Origin of the sequence: Paenibacillus lautus NBRC 15380 (genome assembly GCF_004000945.1) — a bacterium.
GTDB lineage: Bacteria > Bacillota > Bacilli > Paenibacillales > Paenibacillaceae > Paenibacillus_AQ > Paenibacillus_AQ lautus.
The window spans coordinates 29,962-53,071 of record NZ_BIMF01000011.1; the positions used below are offsets into that span (position 1 = coordinate 29,962).

Sequence of the window (23,110 nt, forward strand, 5' to 3'; positions counted from 1 at the left end):
CAGGAATCGGAACACAAATGTCAACGAAATGCAATGAAGAGCTGCCAGGTGTGCGGTCCCCTTCGATGCCAAAAGTGTATCAATATACGAACGGATCCTCTCCATCGCTCAACGCAGCATGGGAGCAACCCTCTTGAGGAAGTGATTCATTAATAATGGCAAAGAAATCAGAATCGGCGGATCATCCAGCCGGGGAACATGCAGAGTTACATGAAGATGCGGGGTCTTAGAATTTGGGGTAACGATAATGGGTTCCTTCGAACGGGTACGCAGCGTGGTCGACTTAGGAAGCAAGAAATCAACCGCCTGCATGCCCCATGGGACCGAAGTAGCCATCAGATAATATGTTCCGGGTCTGACGTCGCCGAACCGGAACGAGCCGACGGAAGATAACAAAGTTCCGTATAACGGAAGCCCTTCGGGAATCGGCTTGGCGAACAGCCCGATCAAGATGACGCCCTGAAAGGGAGCCATTGCCTCTACCGTGCCTTCAACTGTCAGATTGGGATTCTCGACTGGTATGGAGTCACGCCAGCTGTTCAGTTTCTGCAGGGATGACAGATGCTCGTCCGCCTCATCCTTCGAATTCCGAAACTGGGAAGGGGTCACGCCTACTCTTTCCGTGAAGCGTGTCGTAAATGTGCCCAGACTCTGCTGACCGATCTCCATGGCGATATCCCGGATACTCAGATGGGTATGTAAGAGCAAGTCCTTCGCTTTCTCCAAACGAAGGGAGGACACGTAATATAACGGTGGCAGTCCGATTCGATCTTTAAATATACGTGAAAAATGATATGGGCTGTATCCTATGTAATCCGCCAGTGTCGATAACGGAAGAGGCTCATAAATATTTTTGTGAATATACGCGATTACTTCATCGATTTCAGCATATCGATCAGTCATCAGGTCTGCACCAACCTTCAATTCGGATATATGTATGGGTCCAATCCAACTCTTCCGAGGAACAATTGTTCGCATTCATACTATCATATCCATCTAAAAAATGGAAGCTTTTAAATGTTAAAAATATCACCATCCAAGTATAATAAAGCACGTAAAAAAGCCGCGCTGCAAGCGCGGCCTTTTTACCATTAATCCAAGTCCGGAATATGAATCTCAACCTCTTTTTTACTTTGGGAAGACCGCAAAATGCCGTCCAGAATCGCTTGATTCCGAAGCACCTGCTCGCCCGGGATCGGCGCCGGCTTGCCTTCGCGCACAGCGCTTACGAAATCCTTGATTTTCTCCTCAAATACGTTAAGCTCATGGCTGATCAGCGGTATGGCGCTTTCGGTATGATGACCTTGGATATCGTGGAACAAGGAGATCGATCCTACCTTCCCGTCCCACACACCGCTCCAAGGGCCTGAGCCTGCAGGTGTAATCTTCATGCCCGCATCCGTTCCAAGGAACATGGTCGCCCCCAGCGTATCCATATGCATAGCCCACGAAGTTTTAAAGTTAAGCACAAGATCTCCTTCGAATCGAATCATCGCTACGCCGAAATCCTCAACGTTGAACGCTCCGGATTCGGAGTGGTATTTGGGGTTCGTTCCAAAATAATTCGATGTATACGCGGTGACCGTCAACGGCTTGGGATATCCCAGCGCGTTCAGGGCCATGTCCAAGGAATAACAGCCAATGTCCGCCATGGCGCCTGCCCCTGAAATCTCCTGCCGGACAAACGTGCCGCCCGGCATTCCACGGCGGCGACCGCCCCCGGTTTCCACATAATACACTTTTCCAAGCTCGCCGTTTTGAATCAGATTCTTAATGATGCCCATGTTCGGATCATAACGCGGCTGGAAACCCACATTGAGCATGTTGCCGGTTTTCTTCGAGATCTGGACCATCTCGATAGCTTCATCCAAAGTGACCGACATCGGTTTTTCGAGCATTACGTGTTTGCCCGCTGACAGCGCATCAACCGTGGTGCTGTAATGAGCGACGTTGGGCGTACAAATGCTTACGCCATCCAGGTCGAGATCTAACAATCTGCGGTGATCATCAAATCCGATTGCCCCCTGCAGTCCCCAGCGCTCAATAAATTGATCGGCTCTGCCGGGTAAAATATCAGCTACGGCGACAATCTGTACATCGTCGATTTGTTTATAATATTTTGCATGCTCCCCCGCAATGCCGCCGCTTCCAATAATTCCAATTCGAATGGTTTTGCCCATGGCTGATACTCCCCCTACAATTTCACATTCATGGCTCGATATGTTGATGGCGTATATCCATATCTCTTTCGAAACACGGTATGCAAATAACTTCCGCTTGAGAAGCCTTCGTGGATGGCGATTTTATCAATCGACCAATTGGTATCAATTAGCTTCCTGCATACGGCTTCAAGGCGGACGTGTTCCAGTATTTCGCTGAAAGACTGCCCTTCCGCTTGCTCCTTGAATATTCGCTGCAGCTGCCTCGAGCTGATATGCAGCTTCTCCGCCACGTCATCCAGTACAACCTCTCCCGAAGAGTTCGCATGAATATACTCCAGCGCCAATTGATAGCGGTAAGCCTTCATATCCCGTGAAGGCAGCTCCGCTTCCGATGGCTCGGATTCATATGCACGTACAGCGCGCAGCAATATTTGAATAATGCACTGCTTAATCGTTGTATACAGACCCGAATACTTCTCTTGAGAAGCCTGATAAGCCTCAAGGAAATAAGGCATCGCACGATGGATATCCATCGTTGGCTTCAGCGGTAATCCCCTCAGCTTCTCCATACAATCATCGGCTTCCGCCATTTCCCATGGATCCGAAACAGGCAATGCCGGGCTCTCATGATCGGATACCTCATCGCGTGAAATAATGTCCACGTGCAGACATAATTCGTCCATCGGCTCTGCTGTATCCGCCTCCTGATAATGAAGCACATTCGGACCCGTTAAATAAAACATGCCTTCCCGCAGCGGATAAGGCTCCTCTTCCATAATAACGGTCCCCTTGCCGCGGGGTATGAAATGAAACTCATACTCCGCATGCTTGTGGAAGGAGACAATCTTTCCTGGCGGAAAGGTGGTGAGATGGAACCGAAGAACCCGGATCTCATAACGTCCCCAATAAACTCTCAGATCAAGTCGCTCCAAGGCATCCTGCCGATCTTTCATCAATTCGTATGGAAAATGGTTATTCATCCTGATGCATCATCCCTGTATCTTATGCTTGCAGTTCATCCAGACGAATGGCGCGATGCTCTTTGGCCGAACGGTTGGATGCTTCCATCAGTTTGGTTAGTTCAACCGCATATGCGATATTTTCCTCTGCAATGGTATCTTCTTGAATGTGGAAAATCCATTGTTCAAATGCACTTGCACGATTCGCCGGTACCGGCAGCTCAACCCAAGCATCCTTGTACTCTTCTTTTTTCGTTGAACGAATCAGAAGTTTGCTATCCGGCGTACCGTACAGGATCGTACCATCCGTACCATGAATTTCAATCGTAAATGGTGAGAAGCTGTTAACAAATCCGGCTTCTACCACACCGACAGCCCCTGTAGCCGTAGAGAGGGTAGCAACGGCGTTGTCTTCCACCTCTTTACCCGTGATGTATCCGAAATTCGCATGGACATCAACCGCTTCTTCACCGAGGAACAAGCGTGTCAAATACATCGGATGGCAGCCCAGATCGATCAGGGCGCCTCCGCGGCACTCCTCCAAGCTGTAGAAATGCTCAGGCAGCCAACCGGCAGTCGCGCCATTATGAGATAAGCGAACGCGAACGAGTGTTACGGTGCCGAGCAGCTCCTGCTGCAATACCTCACGGATCGCCAAGGTGTAGCCGTCATTCAGTCGCGGTAGCGATACCGTGAATTTGACTTGGTTCTCATTCACGGCATTGATGATATCGTTGACCTCTTGAAGGGTGGCGGCAATTACTTTTTCCGTGAAAATGTGTTTGCCTGCTGCCGCTGCTTTCAACATCACTTCTCTATGCATGGATGTCGGTGCATCCACGATCACGGCATCGATCTCGTCACTTTGCAGCATGTCATCCAGGGACTCATAAAAAGGTACGCCTTGCTTCTCCGCAGCTTCTCTTCCGCGCTCCGGGTTCTCATCCCATACCGCTACGATTTGGGCATCCGGATGCTCCTGTGCTTGTTTCGTATAATCCCAAGCGTGCACATGCCAATAACTAATTTTTCCGATTCTAATCATTCTCGTCACCTCAGTATCTAATATTAAGACATCATGCCATTAATCTATCACACGAACCGCCCGATTCACAGTGTAAAATTGCGACAATCAAGTTAGATATCACGACATGGTGACACATAAAAAACTCCGCCAGGTGACGGAGTAGGATGTGTAACAACTACAATTTCAATCGTTCTCTTGCCGATGTGATATGTGCAGTATGGTGCTTCCCATGCCAGGCGTACATGCCCGTGGCGTATTCCAGGCTGGTTTTTTGCTGGTTCTCGGGGTGATAGAACGTTCTGAGATAGTCTTCGTTACTCATGATGTCTAATAAAGCGGCCCATCTGGCGTGTATGCCATCAATCAATACAAGCGATGCGTCAACTTCCAGTGTCAATGAATCCTGGAGGGCTGCCCACTTCTGCTCGTCATACGGTTTAATCGTCGGATTGTCTTCCGTTAAAGCAAGTTTGAACCGGATATAGCTGTTCATATGACTGTCTGCCAGATGGTGAACGACCTGTCGGATGCTCCAGCCTCCATCTCGATAAGACAAACTCAGCTGCTCCTGGCTCAGTCCCTGGACTGCCGCCCTCAGTTTCTCCGGCAGGCTCTTAATCTCTTGAATCCAGATCTCCCTTTGTTCAGGCGTCGATTGCCCTTCCCATTCAAATTGTCCTATCGGGTATCTCAAATCCATGCTCCCTCACTCCTTGACCATCATTTTTTGCATAACTCGTATGTAATGATATTAGCATTTTACAACGAGCCCAATAATTCTTCAATTTCGTTCATTTGTCCGTTCGATAACGGTCCGAAAGCAACGGCTCCAGTTATTTCCTCTACTTGCTTCCTCGTTTTAAAACCTGGAATCGGGATCGCCGCGTGGCTTCTTCCCCAAATCCATGCCAGCGCCCCTTGAACCAAAGTCCGATCTTCACTGGTTAAAATCTCCCGGACCGCCTCAAGTTTAGTCAGGAACGACGGTACGGGTTTACCGTCCTTGAAGTAGGAAACCCAATCGTGACCGCTCCCCCTGACATCTTGATCACTGAATCTGGAGTCATGATTAAACTTCCCGCTTAACAGTCCCATAGCCAAAGGTGTATTATTGATGCTTGCTAAACCGTATCGCTCGCAAAGGGCAAGCATTTCCTTGTCGTCACTGAGAACATTCAGCACGTGTTGGATTGCCGCTGCTTCCGACTTTTGAGCGAATAATTCGGCATTGGCCACATCCCATGTACTCCAGCCATACGCACGGATCAGTCCTTCTTGACGAAGACCGTTCAAGGTATCAATCACTGATTCTACCTCGCCAAGACTTAATCCGCCTACATGAATTTGATAGACATCAATATAATCGGTATCCAGGCGTTGAAGTGATCGCTCGCACGCGCTGCGAACATAATCCGCTGTTACATTGTGACGAGTGAAAACTTCCTTTGTTGACTCATCATACGTATAACCGAATTTGGTGGCTATCACCGCTTCCTGCCGTCTTCCCTTTAGCGCTTGGCCCAAGACCCGTTCACTATGCCCCGTTCCGTACACATCTGCCGTATCAAAAAAGTTAACGCCTCTTTCCAATGCGGCATGAATTCCCGCCATAGATTCGCGTTCGTCCACCTCTCCCCATCCATCCGCCAAGCCGTCCAATGTAAATTTACCGCCTATGGCCCAGCAGCCCAAACCGAGCGGACTTACCGATATTTGCGATCTGCCTAACATTCTGTTCATTGTTATTTCCTCCCTTTTCTTATCGCTTCGTCCACCATTATAATAAGGAAAATGGCTCGTGATGAGATCCAATGATTCCTGTTTTGGAGGAACCAATGTTAGAGGAGGGATACGATGTACGGCATTTATATCAACCGTGAATCTAATCTGCCCGTAACCCGTCAGATCTGTCAGCAGCTGCGAAGGATCATCGAAGCGGGACAGCTGACAGCCGGAACACGTCTGCTTCCGACACGCGTTCTGGCAAAAGAATGGGGGATTGCGCGTAATGTCGTCATTGAGGTATACGAGCAGCTGACGGCTGAAGGATATCTGGAAGGACGGATAGGATCAGGCACCTATGTAGCGGAAGGTATCCTCCCCTCTCCCAATCCGCGTACCGCTCCACCTTCGAGCACGCAGTCGATCCAGAGGCAGATCACAACTGGACATGAACACGTTATTGATTTTGCGACGGGTGTTCCCGATCAGAACATGTTTCCAAGACACATCTGGGCCAAGTATTTGAAAGAAGCAGCTGAATCTTCCGAATATGAAGACCCTGATTACGGTCACATCAAAGGTGATCTGGCTCTTCGCTCTGCGATTTGCGACTATGTATTCCGGGCTAAAGGCATTCAATGCTCACCCGAACAAATTGTGATTGTGTCCGGTGCCACTGAAGGCTTCTCCCTTCTTGCCAGATCGTTATCTTCCAGATTTCATTCCATTTATATCGAAGACCCGACAATCGATATTACCCGGGATATTTTTCAGACGATGAACTATAATCTTATTCCGGTTGAGGTTGATCACAGCGGAATGCGCGTCGATACCTTGGCAAGTATCACACCAAGTCATCTGGTTTTATTAACCCCATCACATCAGTTTCCAACCGGCAGCGTATTATCCATTCAGCGCAGACATCAGGTCATTCGGATGCTGGAGGAAGCCGACTCTTTCGCTATTGAAGATGATTATGACAGCGAGTTCCGGCTTCGAGGAATTCCTGTGCCTCCTCTACAGACGCTGTCCCCTTTAAGAGTGATCTATGTGGGAACGTTCAGCAAAACGCTGTCGCCCAGCCTTCGGATCGGATTCATGATTGTTCCGCCGAGTCTAACCGATACCATTGCCGAAATGAAAGATAAACTGAATTTACATACCCCATACATCATTCAAAAAGCATTAAGCCAATATATGTTGGACGGGCATCTGGAACGACATATCCATACGATGAAGAAAATGTATAAAAAACGACGTAATGCATTGACGGAGCGGCTTCAGTACTTATTTGGACAGGATATTTCCATTCTCGGCGATGATGCGGGAATGCATCTTCAGATTATTTTCCATCCGGAACCCTACGCCCTTCTTCCATGGAATGACACGGCTTCTTACGGGTTCCGTGTTGAGCCTGTATCGAATTACAGGATCTCATCCTCTAGCCCCCACCGTTCAAGTATCGTGTTAGGATATGGAAACCTGTCTTTAGAAGAGATCGAGGAAGGATTACGCCGGCTTTATTTATTTGCTTCCTCTTGCAGGACTTCTACGTGAATGGACACATTATGGATTTTAGACAGATTCATTCTTCCATCTACTAATTAAGAATGGCTCGTCCGCTGTATGCGAACCGAGCCATTTCTGTTTTATCCAGGAAATCCGCTGTCAATCTCCCGCAATCCTTTCAAAATTACGCAGCGTCCGAAGTGCATTCAATGTCAGAACGCCCTTCCATTCCTCCTTGGCCAACGGCCATACCTCTTCGTATTGATACCAGCTCCAATTGGGCTCCCAGGCACCATCTTCCCCTTGATCCTCTATGAGCAAATCCAGTTCCAGCGGCAGAAGCTCCTGGTATTTAGCAAAATAAGGTGAAATCGGAGAATCTATAATACTGAGAGGCGTTGCTCCGTATCCCTCGCGGCTGCCAGGATCCCTGCTTATACAGTTATCCATGAAGGCCTCAAGTGTTTCTCCGATCTCGGACGCCTGCTCTTTCGGCAATCTTTCGTTCAAGCGCAAATAACAAAACAATTCATGCATTTCTTTAAGATCGCTGGATTGTTTCAGGTAGTTCACAGCATATTCAATCCTTGATTCCAATGATTCCAAAGGGTATAACTCCCGCTCGTCGATAAAATAGGCCATGATATCCGCATTGGGATTTCCCCAATGATCCTTGAAGGCACCGTACTGCCACCATATCGCCCTGGGAGACTGCTCCGCTTCCTTAGGGATAATGTCCCACCCTGACCGTTCTGGCATATAAGAATGCTCAAGATACTTTAACGCGGATATAACCTGTTCGTTCCGCTCCGGGTGATCTGGATTCAACCGAAGAATCTCAAGCGCTCTGGTTGTTGCCAGAGCAGATGACTCTTTGCAGCGAAGATCGGGCTCAAGTCCATGGCCAAATCCACCGTCCTCGTTCTGATAGCTGGCAAGCTCAGTTAACACGTCCGTAAATGCCCCGTCCTCGAATTCGTACCGGAACAATGCCCGTTCAAGGTCCCTGGCCTGGTGCAGCATATATTGCCTGGCTTGTTCAAATCGAATCTGGTTTAGCTTCTTCACTTGGATTCCAACTCCTCGTAGAAAGTGATTCGGTTGCCGAATGGATCCGTAACACATACCTCTTTGCTGTTCCATGGGGCGATCTCGATTCCAGGCCTGGAATACGGATAGTTCTGGTTTAACAGCTGTTTGTGAAAATCTTCAATCCCTGCCATCTCCACGCGAATGGCTGCTCCTGGGGAACAGTCACCGTAATGCTCCGTCAAATGAATCGTTAACGAATCCTTTGTTATTTGCATGTAGAGTGGTGCCGAATCATCAAACCGATGTTCCCAATCCAAGGTAAAACCAAGATATTGAATATAGAACTCCCTTGCCTTCGTTTCATCGAATACCCTGAATAATGGTATGATTTTGCTCATCATCTGCCCCCTACTACATCCCGTATTTTTTCAAACTCATTATGTATGTGCTGCTGACTTATTTAGAATATATCATAAACTCTGCAAGGCTTGTTCAAATCATAAAAACCCAGCACAGATACCATAACCACGCTGCCGGGCCCTCTTTGACAAATATTCATTTCATTTATAACTATTCATTCCGGGTCACTTTGGACAGCTTCTTGGCTTTCTCGCGTTTAACACGACTCCACACCAGCAAAACGAGAAATGAGCTAGCCAGACAAATAAAAATCACCTTCAAATAATGTTCAACCACATTCAGAATGTACTGCCATTGTTCTCCGAATATGAAACCTATGCTGAAAAAGACCAGCACCCATGCAGCCACGCCTGTGTATCCATACAGCCACACCGTTCGATAGGGAACCCGAATCATGCCGATAAAATACCCGATAAATTGCCTGACCCCGGGGATGAAAAAACAAATAATGAGCAGCTTATTTCCATACTTGTTGTAATAAGCCTGCGTCTTCTCTACAAGGGACGGCTTGATAAACAGCCATTTTCCATAGCGCTCTATAAGCGGCATCCCCAGCTTGTATCCCAGGATATAGGTAATGGTCAACCCCATGGCCGCTCCCATAAAAGCAGATCCAACTGCCGGAACCATATCGATGATTCCTTTATAGGTTAAAAACCCGGTATAGGTTAAGGTACTGTTTCCAGGAGGAATTGGAAGAGCAATAAAATCAAGGGGGAGCCCAATCAATAACACCAGGTAACCGTATTGTTCAAACAACCGCTCAACCAATTCAAACAAATTCATGGGGAAAACTCCTTCGTCTTACCGATAACTGTCATAGTAGTGTTGTAGAGCATCATTTACATAAACTTCTCTGTTCAGCACTTCGTAGGGCACTAGATTCATATCTTCAGACCATTCACCAGAAATGCGCTGATTCTGTTGAATATCCATCAATCTTGTCAGGACCAGCAAAGCCGAATCTTTATGCGTGTTTATGGCCGCCCGCCGTTTCATCTCTTGCAGCAAGGACGGGCTCGTAATTAATGTCAGCAGTTGGTGTTTCAATTCACCGGCCATGGCTTGACGTGCCACGCCTATTCCAACCAGGTAGTCCGCATTATCCTGCTCTTGGCCTGGCAGGGGGTTCACTAGCAGCATCGGGCGCTCCATCGTTAATGCCTCGGAAATCGTGAGTCCTCCCGGCTTTGTTACCATTAGATCCGCTATCGCCATCAATTCATGCATACGATCCACATAACCCATGACAGTGATCTGCGGATGATCTAAAAATTCTACGAGCAGCGCTTGATATAACTTCACGTTGCGGCCGCACACGACTATAAACCGAACACCCTGCGGGTATGCCCTTGATTTTAAGAGCTCGATAATTTCTTTATCGATCATCCCTTCTCCACCGCCCATGATCAGCACGACCTGCTCGGATGGACGCAAGCCATAATTAGCTCGGAGCCGTTCCGGATCGACCGGTTGACTATACATGGGATTGACGGGTATGCCGGTCACGGAGATCTTTTCGCTTGGCACGCCTTTGCGCTCCAATGCAACCTGTACCACATCGGAACCAACCATGTAATAATCCGTATGAGAGTGTATCCAGTAACTGTGATCTGTATGGTCCGTCATGACGGTTGCCGTCGGCACATTTGTGAAGCCCATCGCTTTCAGCAGAGACATGCCCGCTGCTGCCGGCGGAAACGTACTGACCACGATAGCCGGATTTTCCGTTTCCAGCATCGTGCTGAGCTTGTGAAGACTGAAGGTGCTGAAGCGTTTCAGCATCTGGATGAGCGTGTTTTCCTCGCGCGTTTTTTGGAATAAATAGCCGTAAACGGATGGAAAATGCTTCATCCATTGCACAAAGAAAAACTGACCGGCCACATGCAGCCGTGGATGGGTTAACTCCATGTAATCAACGACCTTAACGCGCAGATGAGGGTAGTTTCTTTTAGCTGATTCCACAATGGCCTTTGATGCCTGGTTGTGACCCTCTCCCAGACTTCCGGTTAATATGATGATTTTTTGCTCATATATGGATCTCATGAATATGACTCCTTATCTAACGTTATGTGATTCCAATGACATGCATCAGGTATACGACCAGCCATCCAGAACCGAATCCAATCAGACTGCCTGCCAGGCAATCGGTTGGGTAATGATATCCCCAATATACACGGGATAAACCGACCAGCACAGCCAAGATAAGCAGCAGTATCGTCGGCAGCGGAGATACCAGAAACAACAGCGGTGTAATGACGGCAAAGATCGCCGTGGTATGTCCTGACGGGAAGGAGTAGTCCTTCAATGGAAAATTTCCGATCTTCACCTGCTCCAGAACCCGGAACGGACGATCTCTTCTGACGATCTTCTTGATGAGGACAACAATCAGATGGCTAACGGTTAATGCTATGGCACTCTGATATGCCGTTATATCCCATGCTTCAAATGCAGCCCACGCGATGAGCAGGGCGGTCAGAATCGTAAAGGTGGCTCCACCGAGATGGGTGATTCCGCCGAACAACCGATCAAAGGCTCTGTTGCTGATCGTCTGGTTGCACCAGACGAATACCCGGTGATCAAATCTTCGTAATCGCTCTATCATTCATTCTTCACCTGCCGTTACATCAATTGAATCTTTTGAACCCTGCACGACAGGGACCTCCGAACGTTTCTTCCTGCGGTTCTTGATAAAGCGAACCGTCAGCCAGACTCCTCCAATCAAGGCACCTACGGACAACAAAATAATCGTAAGTACGCTGTCCACCATATTCTCTGCCGCACGGCCATATACGTAGAACAGCACACCTACGGTATAGAACTTCACGGCGCGTCCGATCGCAGCGTAGCTGAGAAGTTTCCATAAGGGATAACTCATGCAGCCGGATAGAATGGTGAAAATTTTGAAGGGTATCGGTGTAAACGCACCGACAAGGATAGCAGCTTCGCCATGCTTGGTAAACAACGCCGTGGCGGAATCGTACCATTTTTTCTTCATGATCTTGGTTAAGACCAAATTTCCGGAAACCTTGCCGATTCCATAACCGATCGGCGTCCCGATCAGGCAGCCGACAAATCCGATCGTGGCGAGCCAGATCGCACGGTCCGGACTCAATGCACTTAAAGACAATTGCGAGAAAAGCGCCGGAATCGGAAAAATAATCGCATCGATCATAGCATGAATAAATAATCCGATATCGCCCAAATTACGTAAAAAATCCATCAGGCCTTGTCTCCTCTGCTAGGCTACACACTTGGCAGCCCGTATATTGTGCGATATCGTTGGTCAAATTCAATTTCGAAATCATCCGTTCACATTCCTCTCCCACATCATGTTAAAGCAAGGATATCATGATCGGAGAAGGATGCCTTCCGTCTTCAGACGATAATTAACCTAGACTTAGGTCTAGATACTAATAGTAGATATAATATAGTAGATATAGTATAAACGAGTTTTATGATCAATAAGTTGAGTTTATAACCATTTGGATCAAAAACAAAAAAACAGCTTAGCCGCAATGTGCGGCCAAACTGCCCTGCTCCAAGACCATGAAACTATTCAAATTCACAAATTTTCGCGACTTCTCGGATCGAGTTTACCACATGATCGGCCTGCGATAAGTCCTGATTCCCCGAATTCGGGTTCACGAAGCCGATGCATGTCATGCCAGCCGCCTTCGCTGCGGCCACGCCATGCCGGGCATCCTCAAGCACCATGCAATGCTCCGGATCCACACCGAGCAATTCAGCCGCCTTAAGATATACATCCGGGGCCGGTTTTCCCTTCTCCACCTCTTCACCGCTCACTACGCATTCAAAATGTTCCAAGAGATCGAACTTACGCAAGACGGCCGAAATAAATACAGGTGGCGATGATGATGCAATAGCTGCCGGTATGTTACGTGCCTTAAGCTCCGCAAGGAGCTCCCGTATCCCATCAATAGGCTCCATTTCCCGTGAGGTAAGTATTTCGATTTTATTGGACAATTGGTATTCAATGATTTCCGAAACGGATTGGGTAAGCTGATGTTCGTCTTTAATGGTTGCCCACATCTCCGGATTGGTCATGCCTACATATTTCTCCAGCTGTTCATGAGTTATCGCCGATCCGTAGTCGTTCATCACCTGAATATCGACTTCAAAGTGAAGCGGTTCGCTGTCAATAATGACTCCATCCATGTCAAAGATAAATGCCTGTATCATGTTCAAACTCCTTTGTTGAAATGTTTTTTGTTAACGCCAGATTATATCGAGTACCGTTCCCAGCACTCCGGATTTATGGCCTCTGAGCACATCGGGATTGAATACTTCGACGAAGCCGCATCGGGTACAGGATACAAAGCGATCACTCAAATGAAATAATATCGTACAGTTCCATAAGCGAATGAATCTCATACTTAGGTTGAATAGATGTCGGGTTTGCCTTGCGCAGCGGATTATACCAGCAGGTATCAATCCCGTAATGGATGCCTCCTTGTATATCGGAAGTTAACGAATCGCCGACAATGAGAACCTCCTTCTTGTCGGGGTGATTCAACTTATCGAAGGCATAATCGAATATCCCTTTGTGAGGTTTTTGGGACCCGGCATCCTCCGAAACAATGATGCATTCAAAGGAGTTGCATAACGGCGACCGGCTGATTCGGTTAAACTGCACTTCCTTAATTCCGTTCGTGATGATAGCCATTCGTTGGCCGCGTTCGGCCAGTTGACTGCACAGCTCTTCCGCCCCGTCCATCAGAAAGGAGCCTTGCCCTAAATATTTTATGTAAACATCGCTAAAGGCATCAGCGTCCAAGGCGCACTTAATGCCGTGTTCTGCCAACAGCCGGTCAAACCTGGCAGTACGCAATTCACGTTGTGTAACCTCCCCCTGCTCGAAATCACTCCACAACTGCTGATTAATGCGTCTATAGCTGTCTACGATGGCATCCGTGCACTCCTGATCAATCTCGCCAAAAACACCGGATAACGCAAAAGCCTCCGACTTGGCGTAGTCGTATAATGTTTCATCTGCATCAAATAAAATAACGTTGTAACGCACGGCTGCCCTCCTTACATGCTGCTTAACTCATTGCAAACTGGATTGTTGATTCAATTCCCTAATCTTCTGCCTTCTTTTGTCCTCTAGATGATCCCTGTTGCTCTTTACCAGCTCCGTTAGACGAACGAGTATTAACACCAACAACGTAATGATTGCCCCTGCTGTTAATATCATCATGATCCATTCATTTACTGCAAACAGCATAGTTAGAAGCAATTCAATCAAAATGAAGATTCCCGCACCCAAGGCAAGCTGTTTCATAATACCTCCTTAACTCTCTCTGCGGAGTTTATAGAGATGATGCCGCTCCTGCTCAAGCTCGATTTCGCCCATATATGTAAACCCGCATTTTTGGATCACTTTATTGGAGGCATGATTATGAACGACGGCTACAGCACTTAGCTCGAGCTCTTTTGTATTCCGGAACAAGAACTGAATTAATGCCCGTACAGCTTGCGTTGTGTATCCCTTATTGTAATACCGATTGGAAATTCCGTACATGATCTCTCTATTAGGCGGGGGCAGTTCTTCCTTAGGACCTGTATTGCACCAGCCGATACATTCGCCTGTTTCTTTCAAGACTATGGCTAGCCGCAGACGCAGCTGCCCCACATCCCCGCCGTCATGAACGGCCTGCAAGAACTGCCGATTCTCCACAATCTCATAGTTAGTTAACCATTCAAGTCGTTGTTCCCTCGATACATCCCAACCGGGGAGGAACTGTCTGATCTCCGGTTCGTGCGTGATCTTAAAGATCGCATCAAGGTCTTCCACCTTATACTCCCTGAGCAGGATGTCCTCACATTCAATGGTGAAGGGCATTCCTTGAGAATCGATATTTGTCTTATTGTTCAATTTAGTCCTCCTGCATTCATTCGGCTCAATTCTCCTGCCCCATGACGAGAGCTATCAGCTGATCGGGCCGAGTATAAATATCATCGGGCTCAACGCCAAATTGTGCGTTCTGCACGGTATCAAACCAATGCGCTCCAATGGTGAGCACCTGAGCGGATTTACCTGCCGCTATATCGGCATCGCTGTCGCCGACAAAAACCACGTCCGATGTGCTCAAACCCAACAATTGAACGGCTTTGAATATCCCTTCCGGGTCCGGCTTGGAACGTTCAACCTCATCACCCGTGATGGTCGCGGTAAAAAAACCGTCCAACTCCAGATTTCTAAGACATATATCCAGGCACCTTCTGCTCTTGCCCGTAATAATGACCATGGGTATATGTAAATCCCACAACTTCGAGATTAGATTCTGGATCTCTGCCGACACCTGTACATGCTTCTGAAAATCCTTCTCAAACACTTCGTAATAATATTCTACGGCTTCGGCAACATGGGCTGGATTCGAGAGATATTTAGTTATAATCTCTTCCTCCGTTGGCCCAAAGGTCTCCACGATTTCCGCATCCGTCAACATTTTGTCTTCATATTTCAAGAAAACCGCCCGGAACGCTTTAAACGAAAGCGGCAACGTATCTGCTAAAGTCCCATCAAAATCAAACAGCACCGCCTGAATGGTGGACATACCTCGCTCCCCTTTCAACCTTTGCTTCAAGAACTCGACTATACCCGTCCCGCTCAGACCAAATTCATCCTCATCTGAATGGTAATCATTTTCCGATCATCATCTAACGTCGTAATACGGATATCGAAGGGCTCAAATCCAAGCTTATGATAAAACACAAGACCTCTGGAATTGGTATTATGGCAGCTAAGATAAAAGCAAGTCATTCCATACTTCTCTTTGGCTGTATCCATCATAGTCTGTAACAGCTTCTGCGCGGCTCCCATTCCCCTATGCGACGGAGCAACAATAACATTGCCGAGCCACAGAGATTGATCCATATCCTCATAAAAATTGGCGTAAGCGACAACCTGCCCTGTAGATTCTTCAACAATAACCGTGGGATCATATCGGTTTTCGAGCAAACTCAAGATTTGCTCTGGAGTCAAAGGAAACTCTGATTTGGGACTCATGTAAAACAGTTCTTCCGGCGTTTGAGGAAAGCTGCATATCGCTGACAAATCCTCGTCCGCCAGCGGCCTATGGATGTACATTTCTCAAGCTCCTCCTAACAACGTATTTCGTGCGATATACATGCCTCTTCCAATCAAGCCTTGCGGATCGTGCTCCACGTCCAGTCCCGCTTCCTGAAAAGCCTTGATCATCTCTTCCACGGTAAAGAGTCCCATATGATGCTCCTCCGTATAATGCTCGATTCCATGCTCGCTTCCAAACAAATACTCGAATCTCATGATCGAAATATCGCCTTCGCGGTCCGAATGGGACATCCTGCTCATGTGAATCCCGCGACACTCGGTCATGATCGTGTCCACTCTTCCGGTGGTCCAGACATCCGGTGTAAGCCACGGCTCAACCAGAATGACCCCCTCCTCGTTCAGATGCTCCTTAAACTGCTTAAGGGTTTGCACCAACAGATCCAGCGTTTTCACATATCCGATGGAGCTGAATAGACACAGGATCACATCATATTTCCGTTCCAAGCGAAAGCGGGTCATGTCGGCAACCGAATAATCACCCTCAGGATTTTTTGACTTCGCTATCGAGACGAATACGGGATTTAGATCGATACCATCAATCGCGTAGTACTGCTTTAAGAAAAAAGCATGTTCCGCGGTTCCACAGGCAACGTCAAGCAGGGTCCGGTAATCCCTACCCTGTCTTTTAATATATTCCCGGACCTGCTGCGCTTCCTGCTCATAATCCTTGAAGCTGTAGATCACGTCATAATATTTCGACGATAAATCAAACATGGGTTCACCAACCTCCTGCATCGTAAGCAACCTTCACGTCGTATCTGCAGCCAAATCATCGTTCGTTGACTAAAAAGAACCCACTTAGATAGCACCCTCTTATCGTCAGGTCATCCATGCAAGGCTTCTTCCATGATTATACAACTGTTCATCAGATTGAGTAACCCCTTGTCATGCAAGCGGCAGATCAACAACATCCATGGATTGGGTTATATGTCCTTACCCTTCGATACGCTTATGTCTGTACCAATAGGAATAAATCTCTTTGTACTGAAGACAATCATACAACCGGCTTGCCGCAAGATTATGCTGTACCACCTGCAAATAGCTGCGCGTGGCTCCATTCTTCTTAGCCCAATGCAGAATATGTAACAGTAACTGTTTGCCGAACCCGCGATTTCGATATGCCGGAGCGGTAGCCAAATCATATATTCCTACAAAGCCCTGCTCCAAAGCTCCGATCCCGCATGCTACAGGCTCAGCTTGATCATATAGAATGAAGAATCCATACTGTATCACGGAATAGTTAAACAGTTTTCTTTTCACAGCCTTGTTCCTGTCGGAAATTCCCGTTATGTCCGTAAGCACATCCAGCCATTCATCGGTCAGCTTTTCTTCGATCTTCACTTCCTCATGAGATGGAGGCTCAATATCATCCAGGTGATCCAACACTCTGAGGCTGGTAGGATCCAGTACGGTATATCCTCTGGATTCTAAAATAGGATCGAGTTCCTGCGGATTGAATGGTGTGATTTTAAATACGACGTCAAGCCCAGCTTTAACATATAAACGCTCACATTGTTCAATCTGGCCATAAAGGTCTATGGAAGGCTCCGTATAGAGAGCGTGAATGGAGTTGGATCTCTTTGTATAGCCGTCTGCAAATCGTAACAGCCATCCATGCTGTGTCAAGGTTTGGAGCGCTGGCCAAGCGTTTAAGGTAAGCTCTTCGATTCTCTTATGCACGTATACCACTCCTACAATCTGAATATAACAGGAACTTCCGCGAGCCTTCTTTTCCATATCATATGGTCTGCTCCACTCCCCCAATGGTCCTGAAGGATATAATCGGGTTCACCCAGCTTCTTCTTCCATATCTTCTGTGCACGAGAGTATCCGCTATCCAAACAAAATTCCGGCAGCCCCTTATTGTGAAGCGTAAGATACATGACATTTAACATTAGATTTCCGATCCCTTGCTGTTGGCAATCCGGATGAACAAATACCGTTCCGATTTCAACCACATCACGCAATTCGCCATGAGTAGCTTCCCGGATCAATGCATTGGATGGTCCAAACTCGATGCAGCTGACAATGTGGTTCTCTAGTAGTCCGATGAGAAAGTATCTCTGCTCTCCGTCCGTATCCAGATCTGCGTTCAAGCACCTTCTTTTGCTCTCAATCTCCAACTCAATGTCGTCCAGTAAATCTGCCAAGCCTTCTTTGGCAAAAGTGTCGGTAATCACGAGCCTGAAAAAATGCTCCATCGCCTCTATATCGCCGCGATTGGGTCGCCTAACTTCTACTTGAAGCATGAGAAGTCCTCCTTGTATCTTCAATTACAATAAGCTCAGAGGTTGATCAATTGCTGAAATTGCCTGATACTACTGTTGATTACGTGGTTTTCTCCAGACCGGATTTCCAATATGATCTTTGCCGCCGTTTCTTTAGCCAGCCTATAATCTTCGCGTTCAATATGCCCTTGGTGTAAGGCTTCCTCAAGCTCATCTTCATCTTGAATGAAAAAGTTTCCGTCTGGAAGCACAATAACATCCAGATAGAGATCATCCCAATAGGGGATTCCCTCGTCACTAACTCCATTCGACCTAGAAATATCGATATACCGTTGCAGCACTTCATGGTTTTGGTTCAACATCGTGGTCACACAGAAGTTGGAATTCACAGGAAACTGCTGAAGCCAAAAGTACCCGTCAGCTGCGATGCACAATTCTTCATCCTGATATTGAACGAATAACTTTTTCTCTACTTGATGAAGGGTAAGTAAAGTAACATATCCCTTGAAATCCTGCTCCTCAATGAATACACACTTGAAATTTCTGCTTACGACTCTTCGCCAATCGATCCGGTCAGCATATTTTCTTTTCAATTTAACCTCCTTGTGGATAAATCCCCGAAGGGATGAATAATGTAGCCAACTCGCCAGCTACATCCTGTATGAACATTTCCACTTTATCTAAGGTAAAATAAATCAGCTCAATCTTCGGCTCATTACGTTCATCCAACAGCCACTCTAATTTGATCGTGCGGTATTGCTCCACCTCTGACTTCTCAACAAAAGGAGGCATGGCATGCCCTTCCGAATCCTTAAGTTTATTCAACATGGAGCCTGTCCCATGCTGTGATCGTTTCAATTCGAATTCAAGCTGACTGACCTCTTGGTTATATGTATATCCTATGTTATCTTTGTCATCTATGTTTTCTTTCTTAAAATCAGCGTACAACGTCTGAACCCATCGCAGATCTGTGTAGATATGCGCAAAATAACCGTATATATATTCTTTCCATGCCTTCTCCGGCTTCAGATTTAGATAATGCAAATAGTTCTCCTTGATGAGGTTTGCATCAGGCAGCCTTCCGTCACGTACCAGATGCGTAATCCCTTTCTGTTCTCTCGTGATTTTGCCTCTAACATGAATGGCATCCGGAGCGATGCTCCCTATCAGCAAATGCGAGGACGGCTCCGGTCCGCCCAGCTTCTGGGCAACCCCGAAATGGACCATAGGCCACGGCATAGCGATAACCTCCTGAACTTATCGTAATTGTGAGAAAGACCCAGCACACCAAATGCTCCCATCTCAGATCTGGGTCTTGATGATCGGTTTGTCTTAGAAACCATTGAAGTATATACCTTTCGTTTCCATACGTTTACTCCATCCGTTCATTGCGGATAACCATATGGAGGTGGTCTTCCCAGACGCCGTTAATCTTCAGGTATTTGATGGCCAGTCCTTCTTCGTAGAAGCCTAGTCGTCTCACTACATTCAACGAAGCTTTATTCCTTGGCATGATGTTAGCTTCCAACCGGTGCAGCTCCAGCGTATCAAAACAATAGGCGACCACGGCCCGTAGCGCTTCGGTCATATACCCTTTTCCCGTATGTGCCTGAGCCAGCTTGTACCCCACAAGTGCCGATTGAAAAACGCCTCGAACGATATTGCTGATCGCAATCGAACCGATGATTTCATCATCTTTATGCAGCCATACTTTGAACAGAGATCCGTCAGCTATGCTTCGACTCTCCGCAGCCAGAATCTCCGCCTGCTTATCCATGGTATAGAACTCAGCTTCTCTAGCGGGCTCCCACACCTTCCAATGCTCATCGTTCCTGACTATAAAATCCACCACATCCGCTGCCCGGTCCCGATCCATGGTCTTCAACTGCAGACGTGATGTTTGTAGCGTAATGGACATGCTATGCTCCCCCCTGAACAACTTAAACTGAAATCAGATAATACCATATCAGTCCCTTGGGATATAATGCTTTAGCTTTGATCGGGTAATTCCACGGGCTTTCCCTTCTGGAGTCAATCGGTATTCAAACTGCATAATCGTATCATGGGCAAAATAAATATATTCGACATCAGGCTCGTTTTTGAACACCACGACGACATAAAAGGGAGGCAGCTTAACCCCCCAGACGCCTTGTACCGACTGTATCTCATCCTTGCTGTAACTTTCTTCTTCCAGCAGGTAGGCATTCACCTTCTTAGCGTAGATCATTTTGTTCGCCTGCACGTACACAAAGGGAGACAAAAGCACAAGAACTAACAAAACCAATAAGGCAATTCTGATTTTCTTCATTATATTCCCTGCTATTTTCATAGATTAAAATGCCGTTTAACCTCTTCGTAGTTCTCCTGAATGCTTCTGCTTCCGTCCACGAATATAACCTTGAATCCCCGTTCCATGGCGTCCTTGGCCACATATGCCGCAAAACCGATATCTCGTCCCATCCAATTCTGAAACGCGGTATCGGGATCATCGCATTGATTCAGAATATCGTGGATCCATTCCCGCTTCGCATAATGCTCCTTTTGGAAATCCGGTACCGGCGCGAGCCATATCGCCTGATGAGGGCTGGATACCAGCTGCGCTACTTTTTCCGGCAAAAGGGCTGCGCCCTCAACAATGATAGGGCTCGTGTCCGGCATGGCCGATACATCATCCACAATCATCCGGAATTCCTCGCGATAAAACTCCAGTTCTTCATGGACCTGCTGCTCTACAGGTCGTGACCACAACGCATTCCAGGTCATATCCTTCAATCGGAACATCGTGGGATGCTCAGACGGATTGGATGCGTTCACATGCTTCTCGTTGAACAAATCACATTGATAGTAGGTATAGCCGTACTCTTTCGCGATCTTATCGGCAATCGTGGATTTGCCTGAACAGGGGGAGCCTCCGATCCAGTATACGTGGGAATAGTCTTTTTTCTCGTTCATCATCTAATCATGCCCCTCTATCACTATCGTTTCTTAACTCGTTTCGAATGTCCAGCAATACGTTCCAGATCGCCCTCAAATATACCACAACGAATAAAAAGCCTACAATCAATATCAGCGCGATCATATCCATCTTCTCCCCACCTTTACCGCTATGACTGCAGACCTTCAATCGACCATAACGCTTCTACATGTAATCCCTCTTGCCTTTAGCGCTTTTCTTATCCGCAGCGTATCAATAATTATTACATGGCTTCATTTCCTCTCTAATTATAACTATCCTTTCAGCTAAAAAGTTACGCTAGCCTTGCATTCACGCCTATTGTCTTAAATAACGAAAAGAACCGGCAAAAACCCCCGGTTCTTTATAAAATTTATGAAAGTCATCCCTCTCTTAACCAGAATTTAGCCCACCACGGCATCCAGTTCCGTCTCACGCTGTTCATGCTCGGGAACTAACACCTCGACCACGACTCTGGTCGGTACGCAGATGATCTGCTGATAGGGTTCCGAGATAAATCCCATATCCAGTGCAATTCTCTTCGGGGCATCCGAGTAGATCATCTGGATCCCGTAGTCATACACTTTCAGCGTATTGTGTCCAAACTTCGTCTTAATATCAATGATACGCTCGTCTCCGGTCAGCGGGACGGTTTCGTATTCTTTGCCATTCACCGTAATCAAGGCCTGCAGTTGTCCTTGCTGATAATCCACATGGCTATGTTTCCACCATTGCAGACCCGTGAAGGATCCAAGGATCAGGATCAAGGCAAATAGGATCATATCTCCGCGTCTTATTCTGGACAACATGCTCCCTCCTGACATGCACAGTCTTTCGAACCTAAGTATGAACGATGCACGAAACCATCGAAATGAATTTTGTCACATTCGACTTATGTTGACTCCCAATGAATTGCATTAATCCATTAATCACATACCTTTTTTCTTCTATCAATACAGCTCCGTTGACCTGCATGCACAGATCACATACCGCCCATAGACCCGGGCTCCCTGATAACACCAATTCCTTCCGACATACGGATGTACATAGCGCGAGATACAATCCTGACACTTGGCCCGGTGTCCTGCTGGATCACTCGTATACCACCACCCGGAAGGATAAGGGCATAAACCTTTACAATCTTCGATCACCGTCTTGGGGGTGCAAATGATATAATCGGACGGACAGGAAGCATCTGCGCCGCAGCCCGAGCAATATTGTCCATGCGGAGGCCGGCAGGGCCCCGCAGCAAACGAGATTTTGACGATATCGTCATCATCGGGCCGGACCAATACTTTGGCAAGCGTCTCGGCCGTTTTTTGTGCAAATGTATTCAGTAGCGACCTCCGAGTCATCTTCCGGGTAACCCGGCTGATCAACTCCTGCGTCTCTTCGTCCTTATTCTCCGGCTTCCGCCACATACTCTCACCTCATCTTAAGAAGCCCTTGATGCTTTCGCGTACGCTTCAAGCTGTTCCCGGCTGTTGACCAAACCCTTATGCCTGATAACGCCGTTCATATCCACCGCATAGGCGTAGGGAGTGACCTGCACATCCAGATGATTCGCGAACTCCGAACTTACGATCAGCACCTCATCCTCATAAGCTATTTTTCGGACATAATCCGATGCTAAATCCACGGACGAGAATAGCAAAAGAATGGGTTTCACGTTATTCATTCTGGCGATCCGCCTAAAATCCGGCAAAATATCGGCACATTCCTTACACGTCGGCGATCCAAACAGCATGATGGAGGGCGTGCCAATCAGCTCGCTCGTGGACCACTCGGCTCCCTGCAGGGTCGTCGTTTTGGCTCCGGGTACTTTTTGGCCGACCGGAATGCCGGACTGATTCACGCCTCTCGCGGTACCCATCACCATAATCCCCAACTGGCGGAACAGGACCAGATTCAGAATGACCAACGGTACGACCAGAATCCACAGCATGGTATATGAGATCCAGAAGAACGTGTTCATCGCGGC

General features: G+C 47.3%; 31 protein-coding genes. 1 reads left to right on the top strand and 30 read right to left on the bottom strand.

Annotated elements, in window-relative coordinates; genetic code table 11:
- Window positions 1–108: 108 nt before the first annotated feature.
- The 6 genes from PLA01S_RS19055 to PLA01S_RS19080 form a co-directional block, all read right to left on the bottom strand.
- Window positions 109–903, bottom strand: coding sequence for a helix-turn-helix transcriptional regulator (locus PLA01S_RS19055; protein WP_127593555.1), 795 nt, complete (start codon window positions 901–903; stop codon window positions 109–111).
- 188 nt (window positions 904–1,091) lie between these two features.
- Complete coding sequence (locus tag PLA01S_RS19060) at window positions 1,092–2,180, bottom strand: Gfo/Idh/MocA family protein (RefSeq protein WP_127593556.1); 1,089 nt, start codon at window positions 2,178–2,180, stop codon at window positions 1,092–1,094.
- 14 nt (window positions 2,181–2,194) lie between these two features.
- A complete protein-coding gene (locus tag PLA01S_RS19065; protein ID WP_100537698.1) occupies window positions 2,195–3,142 on the bottom strand; it encodes an AraC family transcriptional regulator in 948 nt (315 codons plus the stop codon).
- Between the two features lie 22 nt (window positions 3,143–3,164).
- Window positions 3,165–4,166 carry a Gfo/Idh/MocA family protein gene (locus PLA01S_RS19070; protein ID WP_127593557.1) on the bottom strand — a complete coding sequence of 334 codons (1,002 nt, stop codon included), beginning with the start codon at window positions 4,164–4,166 and terminating at the stop codon, window positions 3,165–3,167.
- 157 nt (window positions 4,167–4,323) lie between these two features.
- A complete protein-coding gene (locus PLA01S_RS19075; RefSeq protein WP_127593558.1) occupies window positions 4,324–4,848 on the bottom strand; it encodes a YfiT family bacillithiol transferase in 525 nt (174 codons plus the stop codon).
- Between the two features lie 59 nt (window positions 4,849–4,907).
- Window positions 4,908–5,888 (bottom strand): aldo/keto reductase, encoded by a 981-nt coding sequence (locus tag PLA01S_RS19080; RefSeq protein WP_127593559.1) that lies wholly within the window; start codon window positions 5,886–5,888, stop codon window positions 4,908–4,910.
- 114 nt (window positions 5,889–6,002) lie between these two features.
- Between PLA01S_RS19080 and pdxR the strand changes: the two genes are divergently transcribed.
- Window positions 6,003–7,427: a MocR-like pyridoxine biosynthesis transcription factor PdxR gene (pdxR, locus tag PLA01S_RS19085; protein WP_127593560.1), complete on the top strand. Its 1,425-nt coding sequence runs from the start codon at window positions 6,003–6,005 to the stop codon at window positions 7,425–7,427.
- Between the two features lie 111 nt (window positions 7,428–7,538).
- Here the strand turns inward: pdxR and PLA01S_RS19090 are convergent, their stop codons facing one another.
- The 24 genes from PLA01S_RS19090 to PLA01S_RS19205 form a co-directional block, all read right to left on the bottom strand.
- On the bottom strand, window positions 7,539–8,447 hold the full coding sequence (locus PLA01S_RS19090) for a hypothetical protein (protein ID WP_127593561.1): 909 nt from the start codon (window positions 8,445–8,447) through the stop codon (window positions 7,539–7,541).
- Complete coding sequence (locus tag PLA01S_RS19095; RefSeq protein ID WP_127593562.1) at window positions 8,444–8,809, bottom strand: glyoxalase superfamily protein; 366 nt, start codon at window positions 8,807–8,809, stop codon at window positions 8,444–8,446. Before PLA01S_RS19095 ends, PLA01S_RS19090 begins: the two co-directional genes overlap by 4 nt.
- Before the next feature lie 172 nt (window positions 8,810–8,981).
- The gene (locus tag PLA01S_RS19100; RefSeq protein WP_127593563.1) at window positions 8,982–9,617 is read right to left on the bottom strand and encodes a DedA family protein; all 636 of its coding nucleotides are present in this window, start codon (window positions 9,615–9,617) and stop codon (window positions 8,982–8,984) included.
- 18 nt (window positions 9,618–9,635) lie between these two features.
- A complete protein-coding gene (locus PLA01S_RS19105) occupies window positions 9,636–10,877 on the bottom strand; it encodes an MGDG synthase family glycosyltransferase (RefSeq protein WP_127593564.1) in 1,242 nt (413 codons plus the stop codon).
- Window positions 10,878–10,899: 22 nt separating this feature from the next.
- Complete coding sequence (locus PLA01S_RS19110) at window positions 10,900–11,436, bottom strand: phosphatase PAP2 family protein (protein WP_127593565.1); 537 nt, start codon at window positions 11,434–11,436, stop codon at window positions 10,900–10,902.
- Complete coding sequence (locus PLA01S_RS19115) at window positions 11,437–12,054, bottom strand: YqaA family protein (protein ID WP_100537708.1); 618 nt, start codon at window positions 12,052–12,054, stop codon at window positions 11,437–11,439.
- Between the two features lie 332 nt (window positions 12,055–12,386).
- Window positions 12,387–13,034, bottom strand: a complete 648-nt coding sequence (locus PLA01S_RS19120) for an HAD family hydrolase (protein WP_127593566.1) — start codon at window positions 13,032–13,034, stop codon at window positions 12,387–12,389.
- Window positions 13,035–13,176: 142 nt separating this feature from the next.
- Complete coding sequence (locus PLA01S_RS19130) at window positions 13,177–13,875, bottom strand: YjjG family noncanonical pyrimidine nucleotidase (RefSeq protein ID WP_127593567.1); 699 nt, start codon at window positions 13,873–13,875, stop codon at window positions 13,177–13,179.
- Between the two features lie 27 nt (window positions 13,876–13,902).
- Window positions 13,903–14,136 (bottom strand): hypothetical protein, encoded by a 234-nt coding sequence (locus PLA01S_RS19135; protein WP_127593568.1) that lies wholly within the window; start codon window positions 14,134–14,136, stop codon window positions 13,903–13,905.
- A 9-nt stretch (window positions 14,137–14,145) separates the two neighbouring features.
- Window positions 14,146–14,730 (bottom strand): GNAT family N-acetyltransferase, encoded by a 585-nt coding sequence (locus PLA01S_RS19140; protein WP_246059665.1) that lies wholly within the window; start codon window positions 14,728–14,730, stop codon window positions 14,146–14,148.
- A 25-nt stretch (window positions 14,731–14,755) separates the two neighbouring features.
- Entirely contained in the window at window positions 14,756–15,412 is a 657-nt protein-coding gene (locus tag PLA01S_RS19145) for an HAD family hydrolase (RefSeq protein WP_127593569.1), read from the bottom strand.
- Between the two features lie 53 nt (window positions 15,413–15,465).
- The gene (locus tag PLA01S_RS19150; RefSeq protein WP_127593570.1) at window positions 15,466–15,945 is read right to left on the bottom strand and encodes a GNAT family N-acetyltransferase; all 480 of its coding nucleotides are present in this window, start codon (window positions 15,943–15,945) and stop codon (window positions 15,466–15,468) included.
- A 3-nt stretch (window positions 15,946–15,948) separates the two neighbouring features.
- A complete protein-coding gene (locus PLA01S_RS19155; protein ID WP_164817469.1) occupies window positions 15,949–16,662 on the bottom strand; it encodes a class I SAM-dependent DNA methyltransferase in 714 nt (237 codons plus the stop codon).
- Window positions 16,663–16,881: 219 nt separating this feature from the next.
- The gene (locus PLA01S_RS19160) at window positions 16,882–17,628 is read right to left on the bottom strand and encodes a GNAT family N-acetyltransferase (protein WP_127593572.1); all 747 of its coding nucleotides are present in this window, start codon (window positions 17,626–17,628) and stop codon (window positions 16,882–16,884) included.
- 11 nt (window positions 17,629–17,639) lie between these two features.
- Window positions 17,640–18,197 carry a GNAT family N-acetyltransferase gene (locus tag PLA01S_RS19165; protein WP_127593573.1) on the bottom strand — a complete coding sequence of 186 codons (558 nt, stop codon included), beginning with the start codon at window positions 18,195–18,197 and terminating at the stop codon, window positions 17,640–17,642.
- A 35-nt stretch (window positions 18,198–18,232) separates the two neighbouring features.
- Window positions 18,233–18,769 (bottom strand): ribonuclease FAU-1 family protein, encoded by a 537-nt coding sequence (locus tag PLA01S_RS19170; RefSeq protein WP_164817470.1) that lies wholly within the window; start codon window positions 18,767–18,769, stop codon window positions 18,233–18,235.
- Window position 18,770: 1 nt separating this feature from the next.
- On the bottom strand, window positions 18,771–19,415 hold the full coding sequence (locus PLA01S_RS19175) for a hypothetical protein (RefSeq protein ID WP_127593575.1): 645 nt from the start codon (window positions 19,413–19,415) through the stop codon (window positions 18,771–18,773).
- Window positions 19,416–19,548: 133 nt separating this feature from the next.
- Window positions 19,549–20,094 carry a GNAT family N-acetyltransferase gene (locus tag PLA01S_RS19180; protein WP_127593576.1) on the bottom strand — a complete coding sequence of 182 codons (546 nt, stop codon included), beginning with the start codon at window positions 20,092–20,094 and terminating at the stop codon, window positions 19,549–19,551.
- A 48-nt stretch (window positions 20,095–20,142) separates the two neighbouring features.
- Entirely contained in the window at window positions 20,143–20,484 is a 342-nt protein-coding gene (locus PLA01S_RS19185; RefSeq protein ID WP_127593577.1) for a DUF3139 domain-containing protein, read from the bottom strand.
- A 17-nt stretch (window positions 20,485–20,501) separates the two neighbouring features.
- A complete protein-coding gene (locus PLA01S_RS19190) occupies window positions 20,502–21,131 on the bottom strand; it encodes a P-loop NTPase family protein (RefSeq protein ID WP_127593578.1) in 630 nt (209 codons plus the stop codon).
- A gap of 4 nt (window positions 21,132–21,135) precedes the next feature.
- Window positions 21,136–21,261 carry a hypothetical protein gene (locus PLA01S_RS32850; RefSeq protein WP_272868157.1) on the bottom strand — a complete coding sequence of 42 codons (126 nt, stop codon included), beginning with the start codon at window positions 21,259–21,261 and terminating at the stop codon, window positions 21,136–21,138.
- A gap of 272 nt (window positions 21,262–21,533) precedes the next feature.
- The gene (locus tag PLA01S_RS19195) at window positions 21,534–21,935 is read right to left on the bottom strand and encodes a NusG domain II-containing protein (RefSeq protein ID WP_127593678.1); all 402 of its coding nucleotides are present in this window, start codon (window positions 21,933–21,935) and stop codon (window positions 21,534–21,536) included.
- A gap of 144 nt (window positions 21,936–22,079) precedes the next feature.
- Window positions 22,080–22,550: a hypothetical protein gene (locus PLA01S_RS19200; protein ID WP_127593579.1), complete on the bottom strand. Its 471-nt coding sequence runs from the start codon at window positions 22,548–22,550 to the stop codon at window positions 22,080–22,082.
- Between the two features lie 14 nt (window positions 22,551–22,564).
- A complete protein-coding gene (locus PLA01S_RS19205) occupies window positions 22,565–23,104 on the bottom strand; it encodes a thioredoxin domain-containing protein (protein WP_127593580.1) in 540 nt (179 codons plus the stop codon).
- Between the last annotated feature and the right edge of the window lie 6 nt (window positions 23,105–23,110).

Bases quoted from the DNA above. Each gene is read 5' to 3' on its own strand.
- PLA01S_RS19070 (WP_127593557.1), bottom strand. From the start codon at position 4,166: ATGATTAGAATCGGAAAAATTAGTTATTGGCATGTGCACGCTTGGGAT.
- PLA01S_RS19075 (WP_127593558.1), bottom strand. From the start codon at position 4,848: ATGGATTTGAGATACCCGATAGGACAATTTGAATGGGAAGGGCAATCG.
- PLA01S_RS19065 (WP_100537698.1), bottom strand. From the start codon at position 3,142: ATGAATAACCATTTTCCATACGAATTGATGAAAGATCGGCAGGATGCC.
- PLA01S_RS19095 (WP_127593562.1), bottom strand. From the start codon at position 8,809: ATGAGCAAAATCATACCATTATTCAGGGTATTCGATGAAACGAAGGCA.
- PLA01S_RS19145 (WP_127593569.1), bottom strand. From the start codon at position 15,412: ATGTCCACCATTCAGGCGGTGCTGTTTGATTTTGATGGGACTTTAGCA.
- PLA01S_RS19200 (WP_127593579.1), bottom strand. From the start codon at position 22,550: ATGTGGCGGAAGCCGGAGAATAAGGACGAAGAGACGCAGGAGTTGATC.
- PLA01S_RS19080 (WP_127593559.1), bottom strand. From the start codon at position 5,888: ATGAACAGAATGTTAGGCAGATCGCAAATATCGGTAAGTCCGCTCGGT.
- PLA01S_RS19060 (WP_127593556.1), bottom strand. From the start codon at position 2,180: ATGGGCAAAACCATTCGAATTGGAATTATTGGAAGCGGCGGCATTGCG.
- PLA01S_RS19055 (WP_127593555.1), bottom strand. From the start codon at position 903: ATGACTGATCGATATGCTGAAATCGATGAAGTAATCGCGTATATTCAC.
- pdxR (WP_127593560.1), top strand. From the start codon at position 6,003: ATGTACGGCATTTATATCAACCGTGAATCTAATCTGCCCGTAACCCGT.
- PLA01S_RS19135 (WP_127593568.1), bottom strand. From the start codon at position 14,136: ATGAAACAGCTTGCCTTGGGTGCGGGAATCTTCATTTTGATTGAATTG.
- PLA01S_RS19165 (WP_127593573.1), bottom strand. From the start codon at position 18,197: ATGCTTCAAGTAGAAGTTAGGCGACCCAATCGCGGCGATATAGAGGCG.
- PLA01S_RS19180 (WP_127593576.1), bottom strand. From the start codon at position 20,094: ATGTCCATTACGCTACAAACATCACGTCTGCAGTTGAAGACCATGGAT.
- PLA01S_RS19190 (WP_127593578.1), bottom strand. From the start codon at position 21,131: ATGATGAACGAGAAAAAAGACTATTCCCACGTATACTGGATCGGAGGC.
- PLA01S_RS19205 (WP_127593580.1), bottom strand. From the start codon at position 23,104: ATGAACACGTTCTTCTGGATCTCATATACCATGCTGTGGATTCTGGTC.
- PLA01S_RS19105 (WP_127593564.1), bottom strand. From the start codon at position 10,877: ATGAGATCCATATATGAGCAAAAAATCATCATATTAACCGGAAGTCTG.
- PLA01S_RS19155 (WP_164817469.1), bottom strand. From the start codon at position 16,662: ATGTTTGATTTATCGTCGAAATATTATGACGTGATCTACAGCTTCAAG.
- PLA01S_RS19185 (WP_127593577.1), bottom strand. From the start codon at position 20,484: ATGAAGAAAATCAGAATTGCCTTATTGGTTTTGTTAGTTCTTGTGCTT.
- PLA01S_RS19175 (WP_127593575.1), bottom strand. From the start codon at position 19,415: ATGCCGTGGCCTATGGTCCATTTCGGGGTTGCCCAGAAGCTGGGCGGA.
- PLA01S_RS19120 (WP_127593566.1), bottom strand. From the start codon at position 13,034: ATGATACAGGCATTTATCTTTGACATGGATGGAGTCATTATTGACAGC.
- PLA01S_RS19150 (WP_127593570.1), bottom strand. From the start codon at position 15,945: ATGTACATCCATAGGCCGCTGGCGGACGAGGATTTGTCAGCGATATGC.
- PLA01S_RS32850 (WP_272868157.1), bottom strand. From the start codon at position 21,261: ATGGATATGATCGCGCTGATATTGATTGTAGGCTTTTTATTCGTTGTG.
- PLA01S_RS19110 (WP_127593565.1), bottom strand. From the start codon at position 11,436: ATGATAGAGCGATTACGAAGATTTGATCACCGGGTATTCGTCTGGTGC.
- PLA01S_RS19115 (WP_100537708.1), bottom strand. From the start codon at position 12,054: ATGGATTTTTTACGTAATTTGGGCGATATCGGATTATTTATTCATGCT.
- PLA01S_RS19100 (WP_127593563.1), bottom strand. From the start codon at position 9,617: ATGAATTTGTTTGAATTGGTTGAGCGGTTGTTTGAACAATACGGTTAC.